The following is an 18,741-nucleotide window of genomic DNA, read 5'->3' as shown; positions in this document are numbered from 1 at the left end:
CCCACCCAGCGCCCACCGGAACGGTGATACACGCGGCACGGTTGCCAACCACCGCCACCCCAAGGGAATATCCCACACCTCCGCGACAAAATACGCAGATCGCCGAAGGGATACCCGCGCGATGGAGCATCCGCAATCACCCAGCGACCCCACCTACGACGTCATAGGGCGCTGCCTCGCCGACGCTGACGACTGCGGCGTCGAGCACATCTTGGCTCTGCTCGATTCAGCAGGCTGGACGTCATGGTCCGACAGCGACGCCAACGTCCACACCTTCGACCCCACCCGGCATCTTGCCGTCCAGTTTGTCCCCGAGGAGGACCGCTGGCTCGGCGCGCACCACATTCTCTGGCGGCTATGGGCCCGCCCCTCCGACAGCGGCGCTCTACTGTGGGCGGCGGAGTTCACCGACCACACCCCCTACGAGTTCCTCGTGCCGCTGGTGACCGCTATAACCAACGACCTCGACGCCGCGTTGGCTCCAACCACCCACCAGGGCCTTCTCGAGGGTGGTGCCGAGGCGCTGCAGCCTCTTCTCGACGGGGGTTGGCGATCCGATCCGACTCGGATGCTGGCGTACCAGTCCTCGGCGGCGAACGCGTCGATCACGTTTGAACTCAACAGCGAGGCGTGGCTGGTCGAAGTCCGCCCCCATCGTGTCGCCCCCGTGCTGTGGGGTGCGCGGCTCTCTACCGGCCTCCCCCTCCACCTGCTGCGGATGTTCTGTGAGGTTCTCGGTGCCCCTGTCCGCGCTTCGGAAGGTTCGGTCCAGACTTCCATCGAGAGCCGTGCCAGGCACGTTCCCGCATCTGGTGATGAAGGGCGGCATCATGGCGGTCGATGACCAGACGTCGTTGACCGTCGGGCAGCTGATCGACCAGCTCCGGCACTACCCTTCCGACGCTCAGGTCCGGCTCGCTCTGCGACCAGACTTCCCCTTCGGCCATCACGTCGGCCGCCTTCTGGACGCCGAAATCGCCGACTCCACCACCGTCTACGTCCCTCAGGGACCTCAGGACGGCTACCTGCCCGCCGCCGTCCGCGCGGCGCTGGGATGGCCGCCACAACCCTGAATCCCCCATCAAGCGGGAGGCTGCCAGGATTCGTCCGGGCAGCCTCCCGTTTCTTTGTGCGTAACTACCAGTACGCCCCGGCGAATGTGCCGTCGAAGCCGGTGGCTCGGTTCGCCGCCTCGGGGTTGTGGTGGACCTGCTCTGGTGCACCGCAGTGTGCCCGATACCAGTCGGCGGGCAGGTGCGGCTCGTACCACTGGTAGGCGCACCGGCATCGGACATGAACACGATCCTCGACGAGGATGAGCAGCCAGTCCCGCTCGGCGCCGCACGCCGTGCACGTCAGTAGCCGTTGCCCGAGGGGAATCTCGAAGGGGTAGGGCCAGCAGAAGGAACCAGCATCGTCGGGTGCCGGTCCCAATGCCACGGTGTCGTCCGGTGCGACAACCGGCTCAACCAGCGACACTGCCGAACTGGCGGACGGCCTCTGTCTCCACAGCAGCGGCATCGACTCACCTCCCGTTGGATGACGGCCTCGGTGAATAGTTGCTGCCGCTCGGCAGGAAGTCCAGCCCGAGCCGCAGTGAAGCGGGAAGCCGTACTTCTTTCGCCGTTACCCGGCTCCGGGACGCGGGGCACCGGGTGGGCTCGTTGGTCGCACGATGTCCTCGCGTCGTCGCGCCGTGGTGCCACTCCGGGACAGGGAACTATGGGGAAGGTGGCCAAGGTGCCGCAGCCGCCAGGTCAGCACCTCGCTGATGGAGTGGGCACTGGCCAGCTCCCGATGCCGAGCGGACTGGAGCAGCAGGGCTTCGGCACCGCCGCCCGACCCCTCGATCTCCTCGAGTGTGGCGGCCAGCGCGTGCCATCCGGGCTCGGCGAGCACGCGCTCGGCAGCTTCCGGCAGGGCCGCTCGGAGAGTGGCGGTGTGTCGGGCGTGCCGTTGCGGGGGCAGTTGGCGGCCTCGTTCGCGCAGCGTGGCTATGGGGCGGGCGGCGGCGATGTCGTAGGCGGAGCGCAGGTGTTCGGCGGCCTGAAGGGCGGCGGCGGCCTGCTGGTGGTGTGCGCGAGTCGCGTGCCATGTGTGGCCGGCGACCACCAAGAGGATGAGAGCGGACAGGAGCATGGCGGTCGCGGCGCCGTCCGGACCGCGACCGAGCGGCGTTCCGGCGAGGGCCAGGGAGCGGGCGGCGCGGTGGAGGGCACGTGCCTGGGCGTGGGCGGCGTGGATGTGCGAGCGGGCGGCGCGTTCGAAGACACGCGCAGCGGCGGCGATCTGCGCTCGCGTCGGAGCCGTGGCGGTGATGGTGAGGGCGTCGAGGAGTTCCCCGGCCGCGACGAGTTGTGCTGCGGCGGCCGCGTCGTCCTGGTCGAGGATGGAGGCGGCCGTCCAGGTCGCGTCCGTGGCATCCGCCCGTGCTCGGACGGGAGTCACCGCCGGAACGGTGACGTGAGGGCCGAGGCGTGCGCGGATCCGGGGCCAGGACAGGTCGGGGGCGAGCTTCGTTCCGGAGAACCACACCGGTTCCCCTCGATGGTCGTGGTCGCCGACCAAGGCGACGGTGTAGCCCAGGAGGTCACCGGAGGGGGCGTGCCGCTGGCGGACCAGGAGGCCTTGCTCGGAGAGCCGGGCGAAGAACTCGTCCTGGCTGGAAGCGCCGGCCACGGCCTGGCGGACGGCTTCGCGCAGCTGTTCACGCGGGGTGCGCTGGCGCTGGTGGCGTTCGGCTTTGAAGCGTTCGGCGCTGGTTGGTCGAGGTGCGGCGGTGCCGTCGCCGGGGTTGAGGCGGCGAAGGCCGAAGTCGCGTTCGATCTGGCGGCATTCGGCTTGGGCGCGGGCGGCGTCCTTGTCGAGCCGTGGTCGGCGTCCGTCTTCGCGCACCAGGGTGGCGACGATGTGAATGTGGTCGTCGGCGTGGCGGACGGCGGCCCAGCGGCAGGCATCGACGTCCCCCTCGGGTGCGATGCCGGTGGCCGCGACGACCCGGCGGGCAATGGTCGCCCACTCGGCGTCCGTGAGGAGACGGTCCTCGGGAGCGGCTCGTACCGAGCAGTGCCAAACATGTCGCCGGGGGCGGTGCCGCTCGGGCAGCACCTGCACCGGCTGGTCGAGGACGCGGGCCAGGTCCCTCAGCAACGCGTCTTCATCGCGGCCCGGGTCGGGAGCGGTGTCGTCCCAGGAGGCGACGAGGTGGGGATCGGTGTGCTGGTCGCGGAGACCTGGTCCGTAGAGATAGGCCAGCAACCCGAGCGTTCGCGAGCCTCGCCGGGCGATCTTCGGGTTCACCGCTCGGCGCCAGGGAGAGCATGCCCCGCAACACGGCCGATCCCGTCCGCAGCGGCCGGACCCGTCCGCGCACCGGACCGGCCAGGACAAGCTGCCGCCGCCCCGTGGTCGCCCGAGGTGGAGGGAAGGACTGCGAACTCAGTGGCGGACGGTCCACCTCTCGCCCGGCGATCACGAGCATCGGCGCCTTGATGCTGCTCGGTCATCGTGCTCCGGGCTCCGAGTGCTGGCGCTGGACCAGGGCGTCCACGGCCGCGTCGACGCGGCGAATCGCCTCGGCGACCGTGTCCAGGATCTCCTGGGTGTGAGGCGGCGTGCTCGCGCCCGAGTTGAGTGCCCGCGCGATCTGGTTGAGGTTGTTGCCCACGTAGCCAAGGTGACGTCGGGCCAGGAAGAGCTCTCGCGCCTTCGCCTGCTCGTCCGCGATGTAGGCGGCCGGCAGCGGCGTCCGCGCGGCTGCGACCGCCGCCAGAGACAGAAACGCCGCAACCGCCAGGCCGTTGTCGACAGCCGCGGCGCGCACGTCGGCCAGCTCGGCGTCGCTCAGACGAACGCCACGCACGTGAGGGCGCTCCTCGGCGAGGCGCAAGCGCCGCCGAACCCGCGCCGGCACTCGACCGGGGTCGGCCGGCGGCGACACAACCGCAGCACTCCCGTCCGGCTCCCCCTGGAGCCGGACGTCTTCCGCCTCCCCCGGGGCGGAACTCCCGTAAGAAGCTTCGCCGTCCTCGGCGAAGCTTCTTACGGGATAACTTGCTCGGGCACCGTCGGTGGCGGAACAGCTCTGGCTGGTAGCGGTGTTGGGTGGATCGGTCGGAGCCGTCACCGATGTCGCCGGGAGCCGTCGTGGCGCTGGCCATGCTGCACACTGGCGATGAAACTGCTCGCCTCAGCGGGTGTGGTGAGGAGGCGCGGCGTGGTGTCAGGGGAGTCCTGGACAACCCATCCGTGCGGGCCCACGGGTTCGGCAGAGTGCAGCAGCCCACGGGCACACAGGATGGTCAGCCAGGCCTCCACGACGGCGGGATCGGCTCGACGGTCAGGCATCTCGTGCTCCTTCAGCCGGGCTATCCACACAGCCTGCAGCGGCGCATGTGCTGGTTGAGGGCGACGGCCATGCGACGGCGGATGACCTTCGCGTTGGTTTCCAGGACCTGACTGCGCCTTGTCCCGGGACGCAGCACGGCGCTGTCGGCTTCCCGGCGGATGGCGCGCTCATAGTCGTCTTTGATCTTGGTGAAAGTGGTGCAGCGGTAGTTCACGGCTGGCTCCGGGTGTTACTGCCGTCGGATTCGTCGCGGAGGGTCTGCAGGACGATGCCGAGGCGTTCGTTGCTGATCTTGATGTGCTGGGCGCGGAGTGCCGAGCGGACCAGACGGCGGTTGACCCGGCCGGCGTTCTGCACGGCGTCTTGAGCCACCAGCAATGCCTCGTCTGTATCGTCAGTGTTCGGTCCGCTGCCGGTCCGCGCGGGGACCACCGTCCGGGCGTGGTCCGTTGTGCTTCTGCGGGCGATGAGGATGTAGAGGTGGACGGCTCCCGCGAGAGCCAGCGGTGCGATCGTGGACAGCACGCCAACCGTGGCATCGCCGAGGTGGAGACCAGCTCCAACCGGGTTCTGCTGGTTGAGCCGGACGGCGTGCAGGCCGTTCGCCCAGATGCTGGTGGAGGTCGCCGTGCTGAAGAGCGCCCACACGTACAGGCGCGCGGCGAAGTGCGCGTCGCGCAGGACGACAAGAGCTCTGACGCTGTAGGCGATGAAACCGTCGATCACCAGGGGGAAGAGCCAGACCAGGTTGTCTCGGACATGGATGGCGGCCGCCATCTGCTGCAGTGCGTCGAAGGACAGAATGCCGCCGGCCGCGCCCAGGCCCAGGATGGCGGCGCGGTCCCAGATGCTGATCCGCACCGTCACCGCAGGAACCGTGGCCGTCACGCTGCTCGCCCCAGGGTCGCCTCCGGCACAGCCGTGCCCTGATGAGAGCGCAGGGGCGTGGCAGCCTCGGCCAGGCGGCGATGGCGCGCCTCTCGACGGGCTCGACGCAGGAGACGCTCGGCGTGTTCGCTGGAAACCTTCAGCACTCGGGCAAGGTGCTCGACGTCCGCCTGGTGCACGTAGGCGGTACGCACGATGGCACGGCGTTCGGCGTTGGTGAGGTGGATGTCCCGGCCGGCCAAGGCGGCCTCGACGCGGCCGTAGTCGAGGCGATTCTCCAAGCTGACATGGAGGGGGTCGCGTTCCTCCTCGGTCAGACCGCCCCAGATGCCGTAGCGGTCGTTGTTCTCGAGCGCGGCATCAAGGCAGACCTGCTGGACCGGGCAACGGGCGCAGTAACGTTTCGCCTCGGCGACGCGCTCGAAGTGGTCGGCGTCCGGGAAGAAGAGGTCAGGGTCATCAGCCGCGGCGCCACGGCAGGCCCCTCGGCTCTGCCAGGACTGGTCACCAAGGCGGCGATGAGCAGGCGGTATCTCGGATACGGGCTTGGGCATGCGAAGGGTCTCCTTGAGGATGCCCTCTCCCTGGTCCCCGGTGGTGTGGGCCACACCGGGCCGTCCTGCGGCTGGTCAGCGGCGGGGCGAGGGGGCGATGAAAGGTGGCTCAGGCGGCGGGGTGCCGGCGTCTGTCAGGCCCGGTGAAGATGGCCCTGCCGGTCATCCCGGCCAGGCGGGAAGCGACGCGATCACCGACGGCCTGTCGCAACTGGCTGACCGGTAGGTTCGAGGTGATGAGCGTCGGCAGCATCTCCGCGTACCGATGATTGATCACCCGGTAGGTGATCTCTTCCGTCCACTCGCTCGCCTTGGCTGCCCCCAGATCGTCCAGGAGCAGCAGCGGACAGCGGGCCATGGTCGCAAGCTCCCGCTCGGTATCCACCCCGGTCCGAGGGCGGAGGGCGGCGTAGAGGTCTGCCGCGGTGGTGGCCTTCCAGGCCAGCCGGGCACCGGCCGAGGTAAGGGCTCGGATCGCGCCGAACGCCTCGTAGGTCTTGCCGGTGCCGGTTGTTCCGATCATCAGCAACGACGGGCCGCCGACGGCTGTCAGCTCTCCGCTGGAACCGCGACGTGTGGTGGCAAGCATCGTCTGGACCCAGTCGTGGAGCTGCGGGTGCTCGACCTCGGCCTTGCGAAATCGAGCCGGGATCCGCGCATCCACCATCTCCATCTCGTCCGGCGGCGCTGGCGCTTCTGGCCGCACGTCGATGCCGCGAGCGGCCATGATGGCGAACACACGCCGGACGGCCGGAGCATCGAGGGTCTGTGGATCACGGGTGATCATCACAACTCCTCGGCGTAGGCGGCGGGGTCGGTCGGGACGGTCCAACCTGCCTGCCCCGTGACGGTAGCGTCGGAATTCGGTCGCTCCAAACGGCCCACTCCCCCGTTGAGCACCTCGTTGACCAGGCTCGGCAGCACGGACGGATGCTTCGGCGAGTTGCGGAACCGACTCAGCGCCGTTCGGATGGCCGACGGATCGACCCCTTCAGCGAGCAGCTCGCGCACCTCGCGCCCCAGGTGCGAAAGAACCTTGGCGGGCGGGCGAGAGCGGCAGCCCGTCACGTACTCCGCCAGCATCTCCTGCGTTCCAGGACGCTGCCCATCTTCCTGTCCCGGAGCCTGGCGCCCCGCATCAGCGGTAGATCCACGATCCATGGTCCATGATCCAGACGTGGCTCCCTCGACAGCGATCACCGATGCTTCCTGGAGGGTTCGATGAGGGCTCGACGAAACCACATCGAACCCGGCCTGACCAGGGACATCTCCCACCGGCGACGAAGCCTCCGCCGGATCGCCGGAGCCAGCCGAAGGTTCGGTGATCCTGGGGTGAGGGCTCGACGAGCCCTCACCGAGTCCTCGCACCGGCTTCGCCGTTGCTTCCGTGCACGGCGTCGCCTGGCAGACGCCACAGAGCGCGTCAGGGTTGTGGAGCAGGCATGCTGGCAGACGCGACCGGGACGGTCGATCGATCTTCTGATGGCGTGCCCACGTCACGACGTGCAGATACGTCCGACCATCGCAGGCCGTGTAGCGGCAGATCAGCCCAGCGGCTGCCAGCTGCTGCAGGTCCTCTTCGACATGGATGGGGGTGTGCTCCGGGCGAAGAGGCCACAGCACTCCCGTGATGATGGCCGCGTGATCTCGATGCCGGCCCTGATCGTCGGCTTGGGTCAGCAGCCCGAAGAAGGTCCGCTCCGCGGTAAGCGACACGGCGGCCAAGGTCTCAGAGGTGAACGCCTCTGGCTTGATGGTTCGGATCCTGGCCACGCAACTCAGCTCCTCAACCTGGGCTGGTCACGACGAGCTGGAGCTGGCGAGTTACCGCCACTTTCGATGGGCGCTGTTTCTCGTCCCACTTTGGACATGCAACAATCTCCCTTGTGTAGACGGAGCGCCCGGAGATTCCTCATCACAGGACCGGGCCGCTCCGATTACCGATACCGCCTCGCATGCGCGGCGGCCACGGTGCTCCGGAGGTTGCTGCCTCCGGAGCACCGTGTTGTTTGCGCTCAGCGATGCCACTCGTTGGAGCGCCTAGGTAACGCGACTACGAATCGATACTCCTCAACTCCTTCCAGGGCTAGGCGATTTACGGGCTGCATCGCAAGCGAGCAGCACCATATGCACCGCAGGCGCCATCAATCCAGCGTTCCGCGAGATAGAGAGGGCACGAAACCGAGGAGCCCACCATGCTCGCCGCAACGACGTCTCATCGCCTGCGAGTCGTGGGCACACGGCACGACCAGCCGCGATCACCGCTGTTGCCGCCGGACATGGCAAGCGCGAAGAGCGCCAAACGCAGCTACGAGAAGTAACCAATCCGACACGACAGCGGCACATCGCGACCCCTTCCTACAACCACGCCCCGAAGTAACCACTTCAACCTGGCGTGACAATGGGACCCTACAAACAGTTTCACAATGGGTCAATGAGCGATCACGACCGCACAAGCCGCCGGGGAGACATCGATATACCAACATTCCTCGACAGCAACCTTGCGCGAAATAAGCGATTCTGAGTTTCCGTCATTTCGCCGAGGGAAGAGATCACATAGCAATGGGCCTCGCAGAACGCTCTGGCATCTTCACGACTGTCCAGTAATCGCCAGGGAACCCTACAAGTGGACCGCAGTGCGCTGTCACTGGCCGTTCAGCCGCAGGCCGATCCGATGCCAAGCTGGCAGTTCAAGCGCCGACTCGGGGCAAGCGCTTCCCCGGGGGCCGGCTGGGCCCAGATCCACCGCGTTTGCCGAGCGCACCCCTTCGTCGGGCCACTGAGTTCGCGCATGGTTGGCGGTGAGGCGTCGAGCTCGTGATTGTTGATCATGGTCGTGTGGTGGGGAGCGCGATTTTCGTACAGTGATCATCAGTGAACGAAGGATCACGGGTCTGTCGGCGTAGGTAGTCGCTGAACTCCTCGGCGAGGGAGGCCGGTTGGGGCATGAGCGGCGTCGTATCGCATCTCGGATCCGCGCCATCGGCGAAGACTTCACCCGCGAGGCGCCGCGCCTGCTGCGCTGGCAGGTCCGCGAGGACCACGGCTGGAGTGAGGAGCTGTCCGCGATGGTGATGGACGCCCAGACCGTGCACACCTCGGTCAACGCGCCGAGAGAGACCACCGGGCTGGATCCGGGCAAGAAGAACCGGGGCCGTAAACGGGGCATCGCCACCGAGGTGCTCGGCCTGCTCATCGCGGGTGATCGTGGTGCCCGCGAGCGTGCACGGCAACACCGTCGGCATCGCGCTGCTGGACCAAGCCGTCGCGGACAACCCGTCCGTGACCAAGAGCTGGGTGGACGTCGGGTTCAAGAACGCGGTCATCGACCACGGCGCCGCCATCGACGTTGAGGTGGTCCGGTGGGATCCGGACACCAGGGGCTTCGCGCTGGCACCGAAGCGGTGGATCGTCGAGAGACCTCGGGCACGCTGACGCTGCACCACCGCCTGGCCCCCGACTACGAGACGCTACCCGCCAGTTCGGCATCATGGGTCCGCTGGTCGATGACCAACGTGAGGACTCGCCGGGCTCACCAGCCACGCCGCGCTTCCCTGGCGCGATCTACCTTCGAACGTCTCCACCAGGCGGGTTGAGGATGGCAATGCTCGCTGCTGTGGCAAGGATGCTTTGGGTTCGTGGCGGAAGACCGATGCGGTTCCAGTGGAAGATCACGTGGTAGGCGAGGACCTGGCGGAGGCCGCGGCCCAGTCTGCCTGCGCGTGCTTCCGTTCCCAATGCCGCACCGATGCGGTGGAAGACATCGACCCAGTCGGCGGCAAACGCAAGGGGGCCATCCTCGCTCAGCATCGGTCCCTCTGCTGTGCTGTCGGCGAGCAGTACCAGTTTCACGTCGCGGGCCATGGCGTGGAGGCGTTCAGGGGCGGGGTCAGCGGGAAGTGAACGCTCGGCTGCGACGCGGTGCCAGACGTCTCCGGCTTCGTACCATTCGAGCCCCGCGGCGCGTATCAGGGTGGTGCACAGTAGGAGGGATAGTTCGCGGCGGCCGAGTGGGCTGGTGTGGTGGGACAGGTCGAGGATGGCGCGGCTGTCGGCGTGGAAGAGGGTGTGCGCGCAGGTCATGCTGGTTTCTCCCCCGAAGGCGGCTGTCTCGGGTTCGTAGATGCCGGTCCACCAGCGTTCGATGTGGCCGGCGGTGACCAGGTCGTCCAGCGCGCTGCCGATTCGGGCCTCCGTGTGTGCGCCGGGCTGGGTGTGGAGGCGGAGGCGCCAGCAGGGGTGTTTCCTGATGTACCACCAGGCGGTGATGTCGCCAGCGGCTTCGGCGTGGTTGAGGAGCGGCGCGAGGTGTTCGGCGGCGGTTTGCTCGGCGGCGTGCCAGTCGGGGAACTGGAGGTAGAGCTGCCACCAGGTGGGGTCGGTGGCCTGCTGGAGGGCGTGGCGGCCGGCCTGCTGGTAGAGGTGGGTGGCTGCGGCCAGCTCGGTCGGGGCGATGTTGGCGCGGCTGGCCGCGGTGTCGAGCGGGGCGCCGGTCAGGACCTCCAGTACGGCCTGCTCGGTGTTGCGCATCGTGACGCTGTGATGCTCGTTGGCGTTGTCGGGGGTTAGTCGATCAGCAGGCATGCGTCCCATCCGGAGGTCGGTGCGGCGGCGCGGGCGGCTGTGGTGAGGGCGAGGGCGGTGCCCGCGTCTCCGTCGAGGAAGCCGGTGGCGTTACGCGAGTCGTGGTCGGCGTGGTGGGCGAGGGTGCCGGCGAGGTGAGGCAGGAGTGGGTGCAGCTCGGGGGTGATGGCGTCTTGAGCGGCGCGCCAGGTGGTTTGGTAGACGCCGGCCCAGCCGTGGCAGAGGCCCGGGTCGGTGAGTCGAGCGCGTTGGGCGGGGTCGGACAGGCAGGCGACGAGGGCCTGTTCGGCTGCTTGCTGCTGGTGGGTGTCGCCGGTGGCCAGGGCGGCGAGTTGAAGGGCGCGGGCGATGCCGGGGGTGCCGTAGCACCAGCTCGGTCGGGTCGCTGCTGTTTGGCTCGACCGGCCGGTGTGGAGGTCGGTGCGGCTGACGGTTTCGGGCCACCAGGGGCCGCTCTCGTCGTGCTGCTTCCACGTGTTGAGCCAGGTGAGGATCGTGGTGATGGCGTCGTGCTGGCCGTCGACGGTGATTCCGCGTCGCATGGCCGTGCTGAGCAGCATGAGTGGTCCGGTGATGCCGTGGGCGGCGCCGAGGTTCGCGTGCCCGCCGGGGGTCGGGTTGCGGTGGGGGTCGTGACCGACCCACCAGCCGGGCAGGAGCTGGCTGTCGCTCGGTAGCGGCCGGGTGAGCGCGACGAGGTAGGTGAGGATGCGTTCGAGGGCGCTGCCGCCGGGGTCGCGGCGAAGGAGGTGGGCGCCGATTCCGGTGAGGCCGAAGAAGATGTCGTACTCGTGGAAGTCGGGGAGTTGCCCTCCCTGGATGCGCTCGCGGGCTGTGTGGGTGCGGCGATGGGCGAGGTGGTGGACGTGCTTGTCCAGGGTCGTCAGGGCGTGGTGGTAGCGGGTGGAGGAGCCGGCGGCGGCGTGGAGGACGAAGGCGATGGCCGGTGCGCCGAGGAAGAGGCCGGTGGTGTCGGCGGCGCTGATGTCGCCGGCCGCCGCGTGGGTGATCCAGCGGTGCGCGGTGCGCCAGCTGCCGGAGCCGGCGTGGGCGTGTTCGATGTGCAGCAGCGCGACGCCGGCGGCGCCGGTGGCGAGCGACTGCGCCTCCGACGGATCCTCTCCCGTAAGGGGGTTGGCGAGGCGGGTCGTGAGTTTCCTGGTAATCGCGGCCGGGTCGTCCGGGGTGAGGTGGGGGACGGTCACCGTGGCCGCCACGCGGTGTGGCGCAGTGCGCAGGCGCGAACGAGCCGGAGGGTGTCCCGCTCCCGGTGCGCGTCGGGCCCCAGGACGCGCTGGTGGTGCAGGTGGAGGAGGTGTTGCAGGACGGTGAGCGGGTCGCGTTGGTCGGCCAGGTGCTTGCGCAGGGTCGCGAGCGCGCCGGCGCGCCGCTGCCAGGCAGCGGCCACCTCTTCCCCGCCAGACAGAGTGCCGAGCCTTGCTCGTGCGCCGAGGTGGTCGGTGAGGTCGAAGGCTTGGTCCCGGAGCGCCTGGTCCAGGGGACCGTGGTGCTGGGGAAGATCTCGGGTCAGCCAGGTGAGGCCGTCGTCGAGGGTACGGGCGAAGTGCGTGGCCAGATCGAGCATGCTGGCCGCGGCCAGGGCCTGCGGCCGGATGTCCGTCGCCGTGGTGATCTCGATCTGGGCGAGGGCGGCGGCGGAGTCGGCGGCGAACAGGTGGTGTGCGGCGTCCATCGCCTCGCCGTGCCCGTAGCGGCCCGGCGGGGGTTCGTGGGTGGCGAGCGTCAGGCCCGCGGCCAGGCGTTCGCTTCGCAGCGTGCTGGCCCAGCGGTGGAGGCGTTCGACCGTTGGGGCCCATGCCGCGGCCTCGGGGAGGTGCACGCTGAGGACGAGGTGTGCTTCCGCGTCGGGGCGGTGCGTGGCGTGGTGGCGGGTGAACCACCACAGGGGTGGGGTGTCGAAGGTGTTGATCAGGTCGGGCAGGTAGCGGGTGAGGATGTCGTCGTGGCGGTCGGGGTGGGCGTGCACGTGGGCAGTGACCACGGTTGTGCGGCCGGTGCTGGTCGCGGCGGCACGCGCCGTCCCGGCCGTCGGGGTGGTGCGGTGGTGCGGCTGGGGTTCGGCGAGGGTGAGGGGGACGAGGAGTTCGTGGGCGCGGCCGAGCCAGGCGAGATCTCCTGGAGCGGGGGCCTCGCGCAGTTCCAGACGCCGGGCGCCGTCGAGGCGTGCCCGCAGCAGGGACCGGTGGAGGGGGTGGGTGAGGTCGAGGGGAAGGCGCTGCTCGTGTTCGACCAGGGCGACGTGCTCGGGCACGTGGAATCGCGTCCGCCACGCCTCGAAGACGTCGTCCCAGACGGGCTGGGTGGCGCCGGGCCCGGGGAGGTCGGTGGGCGTGAGGAGCCAGCGGGCCGAGGCCAGAACAGTGCGGTGATATCGCACGCGGGGCAGGTAGGGCAGGTGGTTGGCGGCGGTGAAGTCGAAGCCCTGGTAGACGGCGCACCGGGCGGTGGTGATCTCCGCGAGGAACCGGGCGAGCGGCGGGGTCTGCATGCCGGCCTCCAGCGCGTGGGTGACGCGTGGCTCGACACGGCGGCCGGTGGAGAGCTGGATGAGGGAGAAGCCGTCCTCGTCGGCAGTCACCGCCAAGTCCGCAAGGGGGATCAGGTTCTGCCGGGGTGGTCGGTGTTCGGCCAGGGGGATGACGTGCGGCAGGAGCTGGGTGGTGCGGATGATGTTCTCGTTGCGCCGGCGGCGGGGTGCGAACGACAGCTGGGCCGCGATGGCCTCGGGGTCGCTGGTGCGGTAGGTGGCGGCGAGTTGGGCCCGCTCGTGTTCGGGGAGGAGGTGGGCGAACCGTCCGGCCATGCTGCTGGCGGGTCGGGGGGCGCCGGTGATAACCAGGCGGAACGCTCCGCGGTCCAAGGCGTGTACGGAGGGGGCGTGGATCTCGGCGGACACCTCCACGCGCCCGGGCGGCGCGCTCGCAGCGTTGGCGTCCCGGGCGAGGTCGGTGATGATCGGCTCGGTCAGGACGATCTCGCCGGTGCGGTCGAGCATGGACTGCTGGACCAGGGCGAGCAGCCGCTCGTCTCGCCGGGTCAGCTCGTGGGGGCCGGCGGGCCGTTGTGCGGCACCGAGGTAGCCGGCCGGTAAGCCGAGGCCACTGTCCGCCGTCAACTCCAGGACATGGACGATGGCTTCTGCCCCGTACCGGTTGAGGAAGCGGTCGTGATAGTCGCGCCAGCGGGGAGAGCCGGCTGGGTGAGGGCTCAGCCGGATCAGGACTCCGGCCGCCGCCGCGGCTTCGCGCACCACGTGCTCGGGAACGCGGATCTCGCAGTCGAGGATGGTGTCGATGACCAGCGGCACCGGCGCGACGTCGGATAACGCGGTCATCCGCCGCGGGAGCGCGCCCCGGATCGGTGGCGGCGCGCACCGGGAGGGGGCTGGGAGGTCGGTGTGGAGCGCGTGAATCTCGGCGACCAGGTCGGCGACGTCGGGGACGGTATGGGCGCGGGCCACGTCCAGTTCGGTGCACAGGTGGCCGAGGAGGTCCAGGCAGGTAGCGGGAGGCCACAGGCTGCTGATCAGCAGGTGCTGGGCGACGAGTTCCCCGAGCAGTGTGTCGATCCGCGTACTGGCCTGCGGGTATCGCTCGGTCAGCGCGGTGCGCAGTTTGCCGTAGCGGATGGGGGTGCGGGCGAGTTCGAGGGCGGCGGCCACCGGCCGGGTGTGGCGCACGGACAGTTCGACGGGAGCGGCGAGTTCGGAGCGGCCGTCCGATGGCCATCCCGGCACCGCGTACCGGTCACCGCGGACCTGCCCGGCGTCGACCGCGACGATGGGAAGGCGTTCCACCAGCTCGGCACAGCGGTGGAGGCGGTTGATGATGTCGGCGAGCCAGTCAGCGTCCGGCCGCAGCACCGTCCGGTGCTCGCCGCCCCACGTGACCGAGGTTTTGGCCCCGGCGCTGGCGGGGGTGATTCCGCCGAACAGGGCGAAGGGGGTGGGGCGTCCCTGCCAGCGCAGGAGGTAGGAGGCCATGGAGAGCACGGCCTTCCGGACCTGGCGGCGATCGGCTCGTCGGCGGGCGATGATGTCGTCGATGCGGTCGCACAGGGCGGGGCTGGCGGCGGCGATGGCGTCACGCACCTCTTCGCGCCGCCACACCTCGGCCAACCACGCCCGCCCGCGCTCGACGAGCGTGTCGCTTGCCAGGTCGAGATCGCGGGGCAGATCCAGCGCGCCGGGGTCGGTCGTCGCGCGGAGCATGGCGCTCCCCTGCCACCGGTAGCTGACCGGTGATCGTGCTACCACGGACGTGCTCCTCCCTCGTCTGCAACAGCTCACGGTGGTGCTGGTGTGCTGGAGGAGCCGGACGCGCCGGTACTCCAGCGGTCGAGAAGAGATCAGGCAACGACAGTTGTGGAGCACCGTCTGGTGCCGTCGAGCGACGGCACCAGACGGCCATTGTTCAGTGGTTGTGGTCGGGGTCGTCGATCGAGGAGTTGCAGGCGCTGGCGCCGTTCTCGCAGGTCTGACCGCAACCGTCGTTCGTGGAGCACTGGTTGTTGCCGTTGCTGTAGGTCGCCACGACGACGCGCACGTTCAGGGTGAACTCCTCGTCGTCGATGAGGACTTCGGCCTCCGGCGGTTCGGCTAACGCGAGGGCGCCAGCCGAGGTGTGGATGTCCGGCATCGTGCTCACTCTCCCTTTACCTATACCTGTGTGGTGTGTTGGTGCAGGATGCCCTGGCCCCCGGTCGCGGTAGCGGCCGTGTTCCAGGAGAGGGTGACCCGGCAGTGCTTTTTGTCGATGACCCGCCGCAGGGGAGCCTTGGGGAGTTGGTCATCAGCGGTGCCGGCCGGGTGGACGGTGAAGCGTGGCCCGGGTCCGCCGCGGTGCTCGGCGGCCCAGGTCTGAACGTGCTGCGCGAGCAGTTGGGCGAAGGCGGGGGCTGAGGGGCCGAGGGCGTGAGCGCCGTACTCGACCTGGTTCTCGTCGGAGGTGCGGCGCACCGTGAGGTAGCCGAAGTCGGGCCCGTCGACGGCGGCCAGGGAGAACCACTTGTTGCTCGGCGCCACGAGGCCGGTGTCGAGGTCAGGGTTGACGGACATGGTGCAGAAGTGGTCCAGGGCGGTGGCCAGGTACATCTGCAGGGTGTCGAGCACTTCCGTGCGCCCGACCGTCACCCCGGTCCACACCTCGGCGCGCGGGGTGCGCACGGCGTTGTCCAGCAGGCTGGGGTTCTCGGGCAAGCCGTCCTCGAACCACAGGCGGATCTCCTCGGTGCCGGTCACCAGGAGCGCCTGCCCGTCATGTTCCTCCTTCCCCTGCATGGGGACGAAGCCACAGATACGCGAGGACGTGCTGTCCAGGCGGCTGCCGTTGCGTTGGAAGCCGATGGAGCGGGTGAGGTTCCTGATACGCAGCGGCACCACCAGCCGCCCGTCCTCGGCCAGTTGCTCGAACCAGGCGGGCGGGATGTCCCATGCCCCGGCCGTCACCAGGATCCTGTCGTAGGGGGCGTGTTGGGGAACTCCCCCGGCGGCGTCGGCGAGCACGACCCGGACCTGCGGGTAGCCGTTGGCCGTGAGCAGGCGCTGGGCGCGAGCCACGATGTCCGGGTCGATGTCGACGGTGGTGACCTCTCCGCCCTCGCCGACCAGTTCCGCGAGGTAGGCGGCGTTCAGGCCGCCGGAGCCGATTTCGAGTACCCGCATGCCCGGCTGGATGTCGGCTTGCTCCAGCATCATCGCCTGGATCTGAGGGGCGGAGACGGAGCTGATGGATCCCCCGTCGTCGTTCCTCTTGGTCACCACGGCGGAGATGGCGTCGTAGGCGGCTTCCAGCGTCGCCTCCGGCACGAATGCATGCCGACGGACCTGTCGCATGACCGTCTCCACGGGCTTGGAGACGATGTCGCCGCTCGCGATGAGCTCGTCGACGGCCTTGCCTCGCAGTTGCGTTGCCTGGTCCTCATCGACGGTTGCTTCGCTCATTGGGGGCAGTTCCCTTCTTGGTGCAAGCACATGAAAGTCGCTTCGCCGCGCGGTGGCGGGAGAACCGTGCGCCGCCTGGCGCTGTGACACCTGGCCAGCCGGCGGTTGCCGAGGAGGCACCCTGTCTGCTCGGGGTGCCTCCACCGGAGCGGGTACGCACGACCGAGTCGTCACCGCGGTTGGGCACTCTCGCGGCCCGAGGGCGATAGCCGCAGTGTAGTCATCCGGTCACGAATTGCGCCGTCTTCTCGCCATAGCCCGGCGCCGCGAATGTCCGCCACGCCCGGTGACGAACGGGCGACGCGGACTGCGACCGTCACAGGCATCGGCTCGAATTCGCTGCCCCACAGTCAGCTCCGGATTCCGAGATCGGCGAGGAGACTCACCAACACCGCGCGGTCCAGGGAGGCCACGACCGTGTGGTGGTCGGACAGGCCCCGCATGTTGATGACTTCGACGTCGATGACGGCGGGGAGGAGCGCGGTGGAGAGGTAGATCCGGTCGATGCGGGTCTGCGGTCCGTGAGTGGTGGAGGCGTCCATGGTCGGCGCCAGGAAGCGCGCCCGATCGCCCTCGCGGCCCGGGAGGGTGGCGAGGTGGCGTGCGGCGTCCTGGAGGCCGGCTGTCCGCAGGATGTTGTCCGGCCAGACGTCCAGTACCCGTGGCGCCCCCGGTGTGATCAGGCGGCTGCGGTGGGCGCGGTGGGGCGCGTCGCGGATGGCTAGGTCGTGGGTGGGCGGCACGTCGAGTCGCGGGAGCGGCACGTCGCCGACCAATCCGGGTTCGGGGTAGCTGTTGGTGTCGCCACTGCCGATGAACGGCAGGGTGATCTTCGCTCCGCCGTGCAGCGTCGTAGTCTTGTCGGCCAGTCGGGTCAGCCAGTGGGCTTCGGCTTCTCGGCCGGCCGGGTCGTGGTAGGCGTGGTGGAACGAGGCGCAGATGATCGGCACGCACGTGCCGGCCAGCTCCAGGCTCAGCACGGTTGGTGGCAGCGCCCAGGTAGTGGTGGTGCCGACGTCGTTGGCCCAGTTCCTGCGGGGCGTGAACGTCTGTGGGTCCCAGTACAGGGCGGTGGCGCCGAGGCCGGGCCCGAGTTCGCCGCGCATGCCCAGTGCGTTCTGGGAGTCCAGCCACAGCTCGGACTCCCGGCCGGCGGTGCCGCAGCCGATCAACTCCTGCCGCATCGACAGGTGGAGTTTGAGGCCACGCAGCCGCTGGTGCATGCGCTCCCACCGCGACCGGTCGCCGGCCCCGTTGAGCTCGAAGTTGCAGGTCCCGACGCGAATGACGCGTTCCATGATGGTCGTCCTCTCGCTCACGCCGCCGGGGTGAGGGCCCGTGCGAGCTTCCGCTTGTCGAAGGTCGCCACGACGCAGGCGTGGTCGGAGGCGGTCTTGACCGGTTCGCCGTCGATGACCGTCAGGCGGGTGAGCGCGGACGCGATGTTCGGCGTGGCGTACATGCGGTCAATGCGCTGCGCCTTGCCCTGCTCTGGGTTACGCCAGAGGGTGGCGGTTGGCTTCAACGCCTCGCGCTGGCCCAGCTCGTCGGCTGCGTGACGTCCGAGTTCGCGGAAAGGAGCGCCACCGCCGGGGGTGTAGCCAGCGAGGATGCGGTCAGGCTCGCCGTCGGATACGCGCGTGTCTCCGATCCAGATGGTTCGGTGCTGGTAGTGCACCGAGTCGCGGACGGTGGTCCACTCCGGCAGGGTCGTGGCGTCGTCGAACCACGGATAGGAGTTGAAGTCGCCGCCGATGAGGGCGGAATTGCCGTGGTCAGCGAGCGTGGTCAGGCGCTCGGCGGTGATCTGCCGCAGCATGGGGCTGAAGTGGCACAGGTGGACGCTCGCGACGGCGATCGGGGTGGTGGTGCCGTGGAGGCGGAGGATCGGGATCCGCACCGCCTTCCACATGGCCGTGTGCCACAGCTTCTCGTCCACCTTCTCGAACAGCTCGGCCCGGTAGAACACCGCGGTGGGGTTGGTGGAGTCGGTGGTCTGGGGGGCGAGGACGGCTTCGAGGCGGAGGCGGTCGGCTTCCTCGCGCAGCAGCCGCTCCTTGTTCTCCGCGGCCCGGGTCTCTTCCTGCCGGAGCACGATGTCCGGGTCCAGGTCTTCGACCACGTCCAGGGCGAGGTCGCGGCGCTCGCAGCCGCCATCCGGATCGAGGCCGTTGTTCTCGAGGTTCCAGTTGACGACGGTGATCTCCTCGACATCGTTCGGCGGGGTTGTGGTCGGTGTCGGGGCGGTCATCTCGGTGCTCTCCGATCGGTTCAGAGTGGGCGTGCTCAGGCGTGCGGTGCGGCTTTCGAAGCCGGGGTGCGGCTCGACCCGGTCGGTGGGGGCCCGCGCGCTCGTGTTCTGCCGTGGCCAGGTGGCGGGGTGTGGGCTGTCTCTTATACACAGC

18 protein-coding genes are annotated in these 18,741 nt (G+C 69.2%); 3 read left to right on the top strand and 15 right to left on the bottom strand.

Annotated features, from left to right (window positions below; genetic code table 11):
* Positions 1-844, top strand: an 844-nt coding sequence (locus tag E1283_RS11700; protein WP_207930368.1) for an SPDY domain-containing protein, incomplete at its 5' end; no start/stop codon positions are given.
* A complete protein-coding gene (locus tag E1283_RS11695) occupies positions 816-1,073 on the top strand; it encodes a hypothetical protein (protein WP_165956092.1) in 258 nt (85 codons plus the stop codon). The genes E1283_RS11700 and E1283_RS11695, both read left to right, overlap by 29 nt.
* A gap of 64 nt (positions 1,074-1,137) precedes the next feature.
* Here E1283_RS11695 and E1283_RS11690 read toward each other — a convergent pair whose 3' ends face one another.
* The 8 genes from E1283_RS11690 to E1283_RS11655 all read right to left on the bottom strand — a co-directional run bounded on the left by E1283_RS11690 (position 1,138) and on the right by E1283_RS11655 (position 7,563).
* Positions 1,138-1,521 carry a hypothetical protein gene (locus E1283_RS11690; RefSeq protein ID WP_132817902.1) on the bottom strand — a complete coding sequence of 128 codons (384 nt, stop codon included), beginning with the start codon at positions 1,519-1,521 and terminating at the stop codon, positions 1,138-1,140.
* A 105-nt stretch (positions 1,522-1,626) separates the two neighbouring features.
* Positions 1,627-3,300, bottom strand: coding sequence for a relaxase/mobilization nuclease domain-containing protein (locus E1283_RS11685; RefSeq protein WP_132817901.1), 1,674 nt, complete (start codon positions 3,298-3,300; stop codon positions 1,627-1,629).
* A gap of 202 nt (positions 3,301-3,502) precedes the next feature.
* The gene (gene mobC / locus E1283_RS11680; RefSeq protein WP_243744776.1) at positions 3,503-3,862 is read right to left on the bottom strand and encodes a plasmid mobilization relaxosome protein MobC; all 360 of its coding nucleotides are present in this window, start codon (positions 3,860-3,862) and stop codon (positions 3,503-3,505) included.
* A gap of 505 nt (positions 3,863-4,367) precedes the next feature.
* Complete coding sequence (locus tag E1283_RS11675; RefSeq protein WP_132817899.1) at positions 4,368-4,562, bottom strand: hypothetical protein; 195 nt, start codon at positions 4,560-4,562, stop codon at positions 4,368-4,370.
* Positions 4,559-5,215: a DUF2637 domain-containing protein gene (locus tag E1283_RS11670; RefSeq protein ID WP_341829920.1), complete on the bottom strand. Its 657-nt coding sequence runs from the start codon at positions 5,213-5,215 to the stop codon at positions 4,559-4,561. The genes E1283_RS11675 and E1283_RS11670 overlap by 4 nt, the downstream gene beginning before the upstream one ends.
* 17 nt (positions 5,216-5,232) lie before the next feature.
* Positions 5,233-5,844, bottom strand: a complete 612-nt coding sequence (locus tag E1283_RS11665) for a WhiB family transcriptional regulator (protein WP_165956091.1) — start codon at positions 5,842-5,844, stop codon at positions 5,233-5,235.
* Between the two features lie 55 nt (positions 5,845-5,899).
* On the bottom strand, positions 5,900-6,577 hold the full coding sequence (locus tag E1283_RS11660) for an ATP-binding protein (RefSeq protein WP_132817897.1): 678 nt from the start codon (positions 6,575-6,577) through the stop codon (positions 5,900-5,902).
* Complete coding sequence (locus E1283_RS11655; protein ID WP_132817896.1) at positions 6,577-7,563, bottom strand: hypothetical protein; 987 nt, start codon at positions 7,561-7,563, stop codon at positions 6,577-6,579. Before E1283_RS11655 ends, E1283_RS11660 begins: the two co-directional genes overlap by 1 nt.
* Positions 7,564-9,000: 1,437 nt before the next feature.
* On the opposite strand from E1283_RS11655, the gene E1283_RS11650 reads away from it, so the two are divergent.
* The gene (locus E1283_RS11650; RefSeq protein ID WP_132817895.1) at positions 9,001-9,225 is read left to right on the top strand and encodes a hypothetical protein; all 225 of its coding nucleotides are present in this window, start codon (positions 9,001-9,003) and stop codon (positions 9,223-9,225) included.
* Positions 9,226-9,354: 129 nt separating this feature from the next.
* Here the strand turns inward: E1283_RS11650 and E1283_RS11645 are convergent, their stop codons facing one another.
* The 7 genes from E1283_RS11645 to E1283_RS11615 all read right to left on the bottom strand — a co-directional run.
* Positions 9,355-10,320 (bottom strand): thiopeptide-type bacteriocin biosynthesis protein, encoded by a 966-nt coding sequence (locus E1283_RS11645; protein ID WP_243744775.1) that lies wholly within the window; start codon positions 10,318-10,320, stop codon positions 9,355-9,357.
* Between the two features lie 35 nt (positions 10,321-10,355).
* Complete coding sequence (locus E1283_RS11640) at positions 10,356-11,579, bottom strand: lanthionine synthetase C family protein (protein WP_243744774.1); 1,224 nt, start codon at positions 11,577-11,579, stop codon at positions 10,356-10,358.
* The gene (locus E1283_RS11635; protein ID WP_341829919.1) at positions 11,576-14,650 is read right to left on the bottom strand and encodes a lantibiotic dehydratase; all 3,075 of its coding nucleotides are present in this window, start codon (positions 14,648-14,650) and stop codon (positions 11,576-11,578) included. Before E1283_RS11635 ends, E1283_RS11640 begins: the two co-directional genes overlap by 4 nt.
* Before the next feature lie 157 nt (positions 14,651-14,807).
* On the bottom strand, positions 14,808-15,032 hold the full coding sequence (locus E1283_RS11630; protein WP_132817905.1) for an FxLD family lanthipeptide: 225 nt from the start codon (positions 15,030-15,032) through the stop codon (positions 14,808-14,810).
* 20 nt (positions 15,033-15,052) lie between these two features.
* The gene (gene fxlM / locus E1283_RS11625; RefSeq protein WP_132817893.1) at positions 15,053-16,336 is read right to left on the bottom strand and encodes a methyltransferase, FxLD system; all 1,284 of its coding nucleotides are present in this window, start codon (positions 16,334-16,336) and stop codon (positions 15,053-15,055) included.
* Between the two features lie 350 nt (positions 16,337-16,686).
* Positions 16,687-17,634, bottom strand: coding sequence for a hypothetical protein (locus tag E1283_RS11620; protein WP_165956090.1), 948 nt, complete (start codon positions 17,632-17,634; stop codon positions 16,687-16,689).
* Between the two features lie 17 nt (positions 17,635-17,651).
* Positions 17,652-18,741 (bottom strand): endonuclease/exonuclease/phosphatase family protein (locus E1283_RS11615; RefSeq protein ID WP_207930367.1); only part of this gene is annotated, 1,090 nt, incomplete at its 5' end.

The sequence above is a fragment of the Streptomyces hainanensis genome, from assembly GCF_004348415.1.
GTDB lineage: Bacteria > Actinomycetota > Actinomycetes > Streptomycetales > Streptomycetaceae > Streptomyces > Streptomyces hainanensis.
This window is presented reverse-complemented; position numbering and strand designations above follow the sequence as displayed.